The organism is Microbulbifer aestuariivivens, from assembly GCF_039545115.1.
GTDB lineage: Bacteria > Pseudomonadota > Gammaproteobacteria > Pseudomonadales > Cellvibrionaceae > Microbulbifer > Microbulbifer aestuariivivens.
The window spans coordinates 23611-33218 of record NZ_BAABRT010000028.1; the positions used below are offsets into that span (position 1 = coordinate 23611).

Here is a 9608-nt window from a genome sequence, read left to right on the forward strand (position 1 = left end):
AACAGCGGAAGTCCACGCCAGTGAACAGCCTGGTGGTGCCAAGGAACCCCGGTATTAAGTCACGGCCAGTCCCGCTGGCATTCTCACTCCTGACCTCTGACCTCTGACCTCTGACCTCTGACCTCTGACCTCTGACCCCCGACCCCAGACCCCAGACCCCAGACCCCAGACCCCTAGGCTGGGTGTACCTCAGGCCGATCGTGCTATACACGTGTGAGTCGCGCTGGACCATGTGACCCTTGGCGGCGTATTTATTATCTTGGCGTTGTTATTATTGGTTGGTGTTTATCGGGCTCACCCTGCGGTTAAACGGATACCAGAAACGGCTCATAGAAGCGGATCTCAGAAACCGGCCCATCATCGGGTGCCAAGCAAGTAAACACCTACAAAACCCCAATCACCATGGAGGTCGAGCGCAGCAATATGCAATATCAGGTGGAAAATGGCTGGCTCAGCGGTGCCCGCCGCGTGCCCAGCCCGCACTGCAACGACCGGCCCGATGGGGCCGCTATCGATCTGCTGGTCATTCACAGTATCAGCCTGCCGCCGGGGCAGTACGGCGGCCCCTATATCGATGATTTTTTTCAGGGGCATCTCGATACCAGTGCCCACCCCTATTTCGAGGAGATCGGTGCCCTGCAGGTTTCGGCGCATCTGCTCATCGACCGCGAGGGCGTGGTGACCCAGTATGTGCCGTTTGACCGCCGTGCCTGGCATGCAGGGCAGTCGGAGTTTTGCGGGCGCAGCAACTGCAACGACTTTTCCATTGGCATCGAGTTGGAAGGGATCGACACCGACACCTACACCGATGCGCAGTACAGTGTGCTGGCCGAGGTCGCAGCGGCCATTATGGCGGCGTATCCGGGCGTAGGCCCCGATACCATCACCGGGCACTCCGATATTGCTCCGGGACGCAAGCTGGACCCGGGCCCTGGATTTCTCTGGCAGCGTTTCTACCGGGCGCTGGATGGTGTTCGCGGGCAGCGACCTGAGGATGCGAGGTAAGCCGAGGGTTTTTCCGCCGGCCGGCTAGCGGTATTCTGTTGCCTGTCTTGTTCCCATCGAGAATAACTATGGCTCTGCTCATTGTGTTGATTGCCCTGGCGTTGGTGCAGCTCTGGGGCTCCGGCGCGCCGGTGCACCGGGATGACTGGTTCCGTTTCTGGCGCCAGCGTTTGGCGGGAATTTCTACTCTGCAGCAAAATCCGGGCCTGATGCTGGGGGCGGCGATTTTGCCGCCGGCCCTGCTGGCCGCGGTGATTATGGTGCTGGCGGAGGAGATGCTGGGCTGGCTCGGGCTGCTGCTGGCGGGTGTGCCGCTACTGCTCTACTGCCTCGGGCGCGGCAATTTCAACGAAATGGTTTCCAATTATCTGCGCTACTGGTACCAGGGCGATGTGGCGGCGGCTCGCGCAGCCGCGGCACCGCTGTTACCTCCCCACGAGGAAGAGAGCGCTTCGCCGCAAAAACTGCATGAGCAGGTTTTTCGCGGAGCCGCTTACTGCGCCTTCGAGCGACTGTTTGCCGTGCTCTTCTGGTTTATCCTGCTCGGCATCCCCGGTGCGCTGCTGTTCCGCTTGAGCGCGCTCTACGCAGAGGGCGAGGGGCGCGACAACGCCATGGCGGCCCGCTGGCTGTGGTTACTCGAATGGTTGCCGGTGCGCTTGATGGGATTCAGCTTCGCCATTGTCGGTAACTTTGGCGGTGCCTACCGCGCCTGGCGCCAGTGCCTGACGTGTCGCGAGCGCGGTACAGACGAGCTTCTCGAGGCGTACCTCGAGGGAGCACTCGGTGGTATCGACGCCAGTGAATGCAGCGCCGGCGTTGAGGTGGCGGAGGCCCAGCGGGCCTGCGGGGCGCAACTTGAGGGGCTGCAGGCGCTGCTGTCGCGGGCGCTGCTGTTCTGGATCACATTGATGGCGCTGGTGGTGCTGTTCGGCTACTGATGGCTATCGTTCGCGCCCGGCGATCGGTATCGCCCTTGACCAGTGAACTGGCGCCAGCTTTGGAATACTGTTGCAACCGCGAGGTTGACTTGTTGCCAGTGCGGCAAGATATTGCGCAGGTAGCATTGCATCCGCCTCATTGTGCTTGGCGGGTAGTGCTCCCTGTAGGGAACAGCGATAGAAGAGCAGTAAAGGGAAAAGCAAGAATAAACACGAGGCGAGACTGACTCATGGATGCACCAACCTTGGAGCCCCAGATGGCCACCGAGCAAGACACCAGCGATGGCACACAGTTCAATGCCCCCGGTCTGGTGGCGGGGCTGCGCACCTATTTCCGCAGTGGCACCACCGCTGATCTGAACTGGCGGCGGCGGCAGCTGAGCCAGCTGCGCAAGTTGCTGACGGAAAATGAACAGCGTTTTTTCGCTGCCCTGAAGAGCGATCTGCACAAGGCGCCGTTGGAAAGCTTCATGACCGAAGTCTCCGCGGTGACCGGCGATATCGATCACACGCTGAAGCATCTGAAAAGCTGGACCCGCTCGCGGCGGGTATCCACCCCCCTCGCGGCCCAGCCCGGCAAAAGCTATATCCAGCCGGAGCCTTTAGGGGTGGTGCTGATCATCGGCGCCTGGAACTATCCTCTGCAGCTGTCCCTGTCCCCCCTGGTGCCGGCGATTGCCGCGGGCAACTGCGCGGTGGTCAAACCATCGGAGCTGTCACCGGCAACCTCGGCTTTGATCGCGGAGCTGCTGCCGCGCTACCTGGACAGCGATGCCTTCGTCTGTGTCGAGGGTGCGGTGGATGAGACCTCCGCGTTACTGGAGCAGCAATGGGATCACATCCTTTATACCGGCGGTGGCCGGGTGGGGCGCATCGTCATGTCGGCGGCGGCCAGATACCTCACGCCGGTAACCCTCGAGCTCGGAGGCAAAAGCCCCTGCATTGTCGCCGATGATGCCGATATCGAAGTGGCCGCCCGGCGCATCGCCTGGGCCAAGTTCACCAACGCCGGCCAGACCTGTATCGCCCCCGATTACCTGTTGTGTACCCGTGCCACCGCCGAGCGGCTGCTGCCGGCGATTCAAAATTCCGTGCGCGAGATGTTCGGTGACAACCCCCGCGAATCTTCCGATTTCGGGCGTATCGTCAATGAGCGACATGCGCAGCGCCTGGCGGCCTACCTGCAGGACGGAGAAGTGTTGTGGGGCGGCGAGTCCGATCCCGCCAACCGCTATATTGCGCCGACCCTGCTGCGGGGAGCCGGCCTCGAGACCGCGGTGATGCAGGAAGAAATCTTCGGGCCTATTCTGCCGGTGGTGGAGCTGGAGGATTTCAGTCGCGTGGAGGAGTTCGTCAACGACCGAGACAAGCCGCTGGCGCTGTACGTATTTACCCGCGACGAGGCCACCGCTGACCGCATACTCAGCCGTTGCAGCTCGGGCAACGCCTGCGTGAACGACTGCATGATGTTTATGGCCGTACACGATCTGCCCTTCGGTGGTGTTGGTGCCAGCGGTATGGGGGCCTACCACGGTGAGCACGGGTTTAAGACCTTCAGTCACTACAAGGCGGTCATGAAGCGCAAGAATATTCTCGACCTGAGCGTGCGCTACGCCCCTTTCACCGACGCCAAGTTCAAGCTGCTGCGCTGGTTGCGCTGAGTCGCCTCCGGCAACCCATAAGGCCCGGCCCGTGCGGTCGGGCTTTTGATTTTCCGCTCAATACCCGGTTGATTTTCCTGTAAAGGTGTACCCCGCCTGATGTCCGATGAACAACTTGACCTGCCTGTCAGTGCGGATGTTTTTTCCGCCGCCCAGACCATCGCCGGGCAGGTGCACACCACCCCGCTGATGCACAGCCGCCAGCTGGATGCCCTGAGCGGCGCCAGCCTCCACTTCAAATGTGAACACCTGCAAAAGGTGGGTGCCTTCAAGGCGCGGGGCGCCTGCAATGCCCTGGCGCGGCTGCCCGAGGGAACGAATCTGGTGGCGACGCACTCCTCCGGTAATCACGGCGCGGCCCTGGCCTGGGCGGCCGCCCGCGCGGGGCTGGGGTGTCGGGTCGTGATGCCGGAAACGGCGCCGCTGGCGAAGCGTGTTGCTGTGGCGAGTTACGGGGCCGAGATTGTCCTCTGTGGCCCGAGCCTCGCTGATCGCGAGGCGGCCTTGGCAAGGCTGGTGGCGGAAACCAGTGCCCATGTGGTGCCCCCCTTCGATGATCGGCGCATCATCGCCGGCCAGGGCACTGTGGCGCTGGAGATCATGCAGCAGTGTCGCGAGGCCGGGTTTAACCCGGATATCGTGATCGCCCCGGTCGGTGGCGGTGGCCTGCTGGCGGGGATTGGCCTCGCCATGGCGGCGCTGGACCCGGGGGTGATGGTTCTCGGCGCCGAGCCCGCTGGAGCCGATGACGCCCAGCGTTCGCTGCGCAGCGGTCATCTGATCACCAGTCAGCAGCCGAACACCATGGCCGATGGCCTGCGCACCACACTAGGTCAGCGCAACTTCGCCGTGATCCGGCAGACGGTTCGGGATATCGTTACCGTCTCTGAAGCCGGTATCGTAGAGGCCATGGAGTTGCTGTGGACGCGCACCAAACAGCTGGTGGAGCCCTCCGCTGCGGTCGGGTTGGCGGCGGTGCTTGAACACAGCGCGCGCTTTCGCAATAAACAGGTCGCCGTCGTTCTGACTGGCGGCAATATGGATCTGGACAGGGCCTGCTCCCTGTTCAGCAGTAGGGAGAAGATCGTATGAGCAAAACTGTAATGACAAGCTTAAGCCCGCGCGCAGCGCGTATTCTGGGGGCGGGCTGGACTGCTAGACTGGTGGCTGCCCTTACACTGACCGTGACCGCTGCCATGTCCTCAGCCCAGGAATTTACCCTCACTTCGGAGACCCTCAATGCCGGCGGGCGGATGCCGATGGAGCAGGTCGCCAACGCCTGTGGGGGTGAGAATATTTCTCCGGCACTGAGCTGGAGCGGCGCGCCGGAAGGCACCAAGAGTTTTGCCCTGATGGCCTATGACCCCGACGCCCCCACCGGCAGCGGCTGGTGGCACTGGGTGGTATTCAATATCCCCGCCGACGTGAACAGCCTGCCTGCGGGCGCCGGGGAGCCGAAAAACGGCCTGATTCCCGAAGCGATCCAGGCGCGCAATGATCTCGGCGTGCTGGGCTATGGCGGCGCCTGTCCACCCAAGGGGCACGGGGATCACCGCTACCAGTTCCGTATTTTTGCCCTCGGTGTGGAACAGCTGCCGCTGGATGAGATGGCCTCGCCGGCGATGGTGGGCTTCAACGTCAATGCCAATAAACTGGCGGAAGCCGAGCTGGAAGTGACCTGGGGCCGTTGATTGCCCCCTCTGCGCCTTGCCCGCCAGAGAATAAAACAATAAGAAGGAAGTAAAATGACTCAGGAAACAGTCCGGGAAGCCATATTTAATCGGCGCATGCTGATTTGTATCGGCACGGGCTTTGCCTCAGGCCTGCCGCTGTATGTCCTGATCCAGCTGGTGCCGGCGTGGCTGCGATCTGAAAACGTCAGCCTCGCCACTATCGGGCTGTTCTCGCTGATCGGCTTTCCGTATACCTGGAAATTCCTCTGGTCTCCGTTTATGGAGCGCTACCGGCTGCCAGTGCTCGGACGCCGGCGGGGCTGGATGCTGATCAGCCAGATTCTTCTGATGCTGTTTATTGGCACCCTCGGCCTGTTCGATCCAGGTTTCAATATCTGGACGATCGCCGCGCTCTGTTTTGCGGTGGCTTTTTTCAGTGCCAGCCAGGACATCGTTCTCGATGCCTTCCGGCGGGAAATCCTGCCGGACCGTGAGCTCGGTCTGGGTAACTCCTTCCATGCCAATGCGTACCGTATTTCCGGACTTATTCCGGGTTCCCTGAGCCTGATCCTGTCCGACCATTTGCCCTGGGATCAGGTCTTTCTGATCACCGCTGGTTTTATGCTGGTTGGCATACTGCTGACCCTGCTGGTGAATGAGCCGCGCCACCCCGGCAGTCGGCCCAAAAGCCTGAGCGATGCGATAGTGCTGCCCTTTGTGGAGTTCTTTAATCGCAACGGGGTTAACCATGCGCTAATGGTGTTGGCGTTCATGTTCCTGTACAAACTCGGCGACAATATGGCCACGGCGCTGGCCACCCCCTACTACCTGGACATGGGCTACAGCAACACGGACATCGGTATCGTGGCCAAGAATGCCGGCCTGTGGCCGGCGGTGATCGGCGGCTTCCTGGGCGGCCTGCTGATGGTGCGTATTGGTATCAACAAATGCCTGTGGATTTTTGGCGTGATCCAGGTTGTGTCGATCTTTGGCTTTATGATTCTCTCCGAGGCCAATGCCGACAGAGTGGGCACCCCGGGGTTTGAACCGAGCCTGTTGCTGCTGGCGATTGTGATTGCTTTTGAATATCTCGGTGTGGGGTTGGGCACGGCGGCCTTCCTGGCATTTATCGCCCGCACCACCAGCAAACTGCATACGGCGACGCAGCTTGCGCTCTTTACCGCTCTGACTTCCCTACCGCGCACTTTCGCCAATGCCTCAACCGGTTACCTGGTTGAGGCGATGGGCTGGACCAACTTCTACCTGCTGTGTGCGCTGTTGGCGATACCGGGAATGTTATTGCTGTTTTTTGTGGCGCCCTGGCGCAAAGACCCGGAACTCGAAACGGGTACAGAGGCCTCGGAACACCCGGAGATGGGGGGCGTGGCACCAAAACGGGCTGATTGACTCCCGGCGGAGCGGGCACTGAGGCGCTGCAGAAGTTTTGAAGGCTGCAAACGTTTTGCAGCTAGGGCCGCCACTGGTAGCGGGCCAGATCAATACGCCCTGCCAGGGTGATGACGCCTTCCTGCTGCAGCCGCTGCCGCTGCTGCGAGGCCGCAGGTTCCGGCACTGAAATCCGTCCCTGGGCGTTGATGACCCGGTGCCAGGGCAGGGTAGTATTGGCGGGCAGCTGGCGCAGTAACTGGCCGACACGGCGGGCCGCCCGCGGGTAGCCCGCCATGGCGGCAAGATCTCCGTAAGTGATGACCTGGCCTGTGGGGATGCGAGCCAGCACCTGGCAAATGGCCGTGAGCATGGGGCTGGCCGGCTCGGTATTGTCCGCTGAGGTATTTCTGGTCATCTTTTTCCTTCCACCTTCCACCTTCCACCTTCCACCTTCCACCTTCCACCTTCCACCTTCCACCTTCCACCTTCCACCTTCCACCTTCCACCTTCCACCTTCCACCTTCCACCTCTTGAAAATGCCGTGTGTCCGTTTGCGCAGGCTCGTTTGCCAAACGCACCCTGCTGTGAGCGCGCTGCCCCTGCAAGAGCCGGCGGGAGTGTGGCATTATTGCCCTATATAAGTGCGCCGTGTGTTCATCGCGGTCGATAACCCCCAGATAAAAGCAAGGTTACCCTGTGCATCCAGTTGTACGCTTTTTCCTGTCCCTCAGCCTTTCAAGCCTGATTCTTGTCACGATGCCAGGGTATGCCGGTGTGCTGACTCTGAATAACGGCGACCGCGTCTATGGCAGTCTGGTGCTCGTTGAAAGGGATCATGTTGTCTGGAAGTCAGAGAATTTCGGTGAGATCCGGGTGGAGAAGTCTAAAGTGCTCTCACTGGATACCGATGTCGACCTGAAAATTGCCGGGCGCGAGGGGCCCTGTGCACTGGCCGGTCACCGCCGCGAACAGTGGGAACTCTACTGCGAAGAAGGCGAGGGTTGGGTGATGGACTTTCCCGCCATTGACCGCGCCGAACCCTATGTGAACTTCGTCGGCAATCCGGTGGTTTTTCATGGCAACGTCAATGCCGGAGGCGTTTTCGAGAGCGGCAACCGGGAGCGGCAGGACCTGGATCTCAATGTCAATCTGGATGTGCGCACTGGCGACTTTCACCACCTGATCAGCGCCCTGTACCAGAGCGATAACGGCCCCGAGGTGGATTCCCTGGAACGCTACCAGCTGGCTTACAACCTGCGCTGGATTTTCGCCGAGAAATGGTTTGCCGCGGCCAACACCGCCATCGAGCGCGAAGAGGCGCGCAACCTCGATCTGGGGACCACCTATGGTCTCGGTCTCGGTTACCTGTTCTTCGACACGGACAAGGCCACCCTGTCCCTGCAGGGCGGTGTGAGCAGCCTGCAGGAAGCGTTTATCGACGCGGCGCTGAGCCAGGATCAGGATCGCCACTATGCGGCTGGTCGCAGCGCCCTGAACTACCGCTACAAGTTCGATCTGGGCCCCGAGGTCTACTTTGACCATGAATTGCTGCAGTCCATGAACAACAGTGATGACTACCAGACCAGCGCTCAAGTTGGCGTGCGCACCCCGCTTGTGAAGGGCGTCCTGATGGAAATCGCCCATCACTGGTTGTATGACAATACCCCCTCTCTGGGCAGTGAGAAGGAAGATACTAAACTGACGGTCGGTGTCGGCTACCAGTGGTGACGGAAAACCCGCAGAGAGGCAGATCGTGAACATTGCACAGAAAGTCATCGCCATCACCGGCGCAGGCCAGGGCCTGGGGCGCGCCATGGCGATTTATCTGGCCGAGCGGGGCGCGCGCCTGGCGCTGCTGGATATCAATGAAGAGGGTTTGCGCGAATCCGTGGCCCTGTGCGCGGCAAGGGGAGCCGAGGCTCGCAGCTACCGGGTCAACGTGGCCAGCGAGGAGGAAGTGGATAGCGTTTTTGCCAGAGTGGCGGAGGACTTCCAGGGCCTGCACGCGCTGGTGAACAATGCCGGCATTATGCGCGACGGTCTGCTGCTGAAGGTGAAAGAGGGCAAGGTGACCGATCGCATGTCGCTTGCACAGTGGCAGTCGGTGATCGATGTGAACCTGACCGGTGTTTTTCTATGCGGTCGCGCCGCAGCGGCGATGATGGCCGAGAGCGGGCAGGGCGGTGTGATAGTGAATATTTCCAGCCTGTCCCGCGCCGGCAATATGGGCCAGACCAATTACTCCGCCAGCAAGGCCGGGGTCGCCGCCATGACGGTCACCTGGGCCCGCGAACTGTCGCGCTACGGTATCCGTGTGGCCGCCATTGCCCCGGGCTTTATCGGCACCGATATGGTGGCGCAGATGCGCCCGGAAATTCTCGACAGCCTGGTCAAGCAGGTGCCGCTGCGTCGCCTCGGCGAGCAGGAGGAGATCGCCTCGACCGTCGCCTTTATCCTCGAGAACGATTTTGTCACCGGGCGCGTGCTGGATATCGACGGCGGCGCCAGAATCTGAGCGGCCGCTCCCCCTGAGCAGCGGCGGCTCGCCCCAAACAGAGTCCTGCTCAGAAAAAGCTGCACAGTCGGTTCACCTTTTTATCTCTTTATTTCTCTATTTCTCTATTTCCTTTCCCCTGCCCGGCTCTCAAGCGCAGCCATCCACTTTGCCGCTTTTTTCATTTCTACAAATTCACCATTTCGCAATTTCTACAACCTTTATGTCTCGTGTGGCTTTTTCCCTGGCCGTCGGGCCTCTGCGTTCTAGGGCAACTCTGAAAAATAGCCCATTTCTGGCAAAATACAGTTTTCCAATCGGGAACCTAGAAAATGACCCAGCTGACCTTCGCTGAAGCTGAATATGCAGGCAAGAAACGAAAAACCCGGCGGGAAAAATTTCTGGAAAGGATGGACAGGCTGATCCCCTGGGAAAAGCTGGAGCG

9 protein-coding genes and 1 pseudogene are annotated in these 9608 nt (G+C 60.7%); 9 read left to right on the forward strand and 1 reads right to left on the reverse strand.

Annotated elements, in window-relative coordinates; all coding sequences use genetic code 11:
• Window positions 1-402 precede the first annotated feature (402 nt).
• The 6 genes from ampD to ABEA58_RS13795 all read left to right on the forward strand — a co-directional run bounded on the left by ampD (window position 403) and on the right by ABEA58_RS13795 (window position 6687).
• Window positions 403-1005 carry a 1,6-anhydro-N-acetylmuramyl-L-alanine amidase AmpD gene (gene ampD / locus ABEA58_RS13770; RefSeq protein WP_345552397.1) on the forward strand — a complete coding sequence of 201 codons (603 nt, stop codon included), beginning with the start codon at window positions 403-405 and terminating at the stop codon, window positions 1003-1005.
• A gap of 68 nt (window positions 1006-1073) precedes the next feature.
• On the forward strand, window positions 1074-1946 hold the full coding sequence (gene ampE, locus ABEA58_RS13775) for a regulatory signaling modulator protein AmpE (protein ID WP_345552399.1): 873 nt from the start codon (window positions 1074-1076) through the stop codon (window positions 1944-1946).
• A gap of 257 nt (window positions 1947-2203) precedes the next feature.
• The gene (locus ABEA58_RS13780) at window positions 2204-3607 is read left to right on the forward strand and encodes an aldehyde dehydrogenase family protein (protein ID WP_345552401.1); all 1404 of its coding nucleotides are present in this window, start codon (window positions 2204-2206) and stop codon (window positions 3605-3607) included.
• A 99-nt stretch (window positions 3608-3706) separates the two neighbouring features.
• Window positions 3707-4699: a threonine ammonia-lyase gene (locus ABEA58_RS13785; RefSeq protein ID WP_345552403.1), complete on the forward strand. Its 993-nt coding sequence runs from the start codon at window positions 3707-3709 to the stop codon at window positions 4697-4699.
• Window positions 4696-5298: a YbhB/YbcL family Raf kinase inhibitor-like protein gene (locus ABEA58_RS13790; protein ID WP_345552405.1), complete on the forward strand. Its 603-nt coding sequence runs from the start codon at window positions 4696-4698 to the stop codon at window positions 5296-5298. The genes ABEA58_RS13785 and ABEA58_RS13790 overlap by 4 nt, the downstream gene beginning before the upstream one ends.
• Before the next feature lie 54 nt (window positions 5299-5352).
• Window positions 5353-6687, forward strand: coding sequence for an AmpG family muropeptide MFS transporter (locus tag ABEA58_RS13795; RefSeq protein ID WP_345552407.1), 1335 nt, complete (start codon window positions 5353-5355; stop codon window positions 6685-6687).
• Between the two features lie 61 nt (window positions 6688-6748).
• Here ABEA58_RS13795 and ABEA58_RS13800 read toward each other — a convergent pair whose 3' ends face one another.
• Window positions 6749-7084 carry an MGMT family protein gene (locus tag ABEA58_RS13800; RefSeq protein ID WP_345552409.1) on the reverse strand — a complete coding sequence of 112 codons (336 nt, stop codon included), beginning with the start codon at window positions 7082-7084 and terminating at the stop codon, window positions 6749-6751.
• 359 nt (window positions 7085-7443) lie between these two features.
• Here ABEA58_RS13800 and ABEA58_RS13805 point away from each other — a divergent pair, with 359 nt between their 5' ends.
• The 3 genes and pseudogenes from ABEA58_RS13805 to ABEA58_RS13815 form a co-directional block, all read left to right on the forward strand.
• Window positions 7444-8397, forward strand: coding sequence for a DUF481 domain-containing protein (locus tag ABEA58_RS13805; RefSeq protein WP_345552411.1), 954 nt, complete (start codon window positions 7444-7446; stop codon window positions 8395-8397).
• 25 nt (window positions 8398-8422) lie between these two features.
• On the forward strand, window positions 8423-9184 hold the full coding sequence (locus ABEA58_RS13810; protein WP_345552413.1) for an SDR family oxidoreductase: 762 nt from the start codon (window positions 8423-8425) through the stop codon (window positions 9182-9184).
• A 311-nt stretch (window positions 9185-9495) separates the two neighbouring features.
• A pseudogene (locus ABEA58_RS13815) lies at window positions 9496-9608 on the forward strand (IS5/IS1182 family transposase); the annotation flags it as partial.

What these genes read in the sequence shown, in the direction of transcription:
- ABEA58_RS13790 (WP_345552405.1), top strand. Translation starts at nt 4,696, where the DNA reads ATGAGCAAAACTGTAATGACAAGCTTAAGCCCGCGCGCAGCGCGTATT.
- ABEA58_RS13795 (WP_345552407.1), top strand. Translation starts at nt 5,353, where the DNA reads ATGACTCAGGAAACAGTCCGGGAAGCCATATTTAATCGGCGCATGCTG.
- ABEA58_RS13780 (WP_345552401.1), top strand. Translation starts at nt 2,204, where the DNA reads ATGGCCACCGAGCAAGACACCAGCGATGGCACACAGTTCAATGCCCCC.
- ampE (WP_345552399.1), top strand. Translation starts at nt 1,074, where the DNA reads ATGGCTCTGCTCATTGTGTTGATTGCCCTGGCGTTGGTGCAGCTCTGG.
- ABEA58_RS13800 (WP_345552409.1), bottom strand. Translation starts at nt 7,084, where the DNA reads ATGACCAGAAATACCTCAGCGGACAATACCGAGCCGGCCAGCCCCATG.
- ampD (WP_345552397.1), top strand. Translation starts at nt 403, where the DNA reads ATGGAGGTCGAGCGCAGCAATATGCAATATCAGGTGGAAAATGGCTGG.
- ABEA58_RS13785 (WP_345552403.1), top strand. Translation starts at nt 3,707, where the DNA reads ATGTCCGATGAACAACTTGACCTGCCTGTCAGTGCGGATGTTTTTTCC.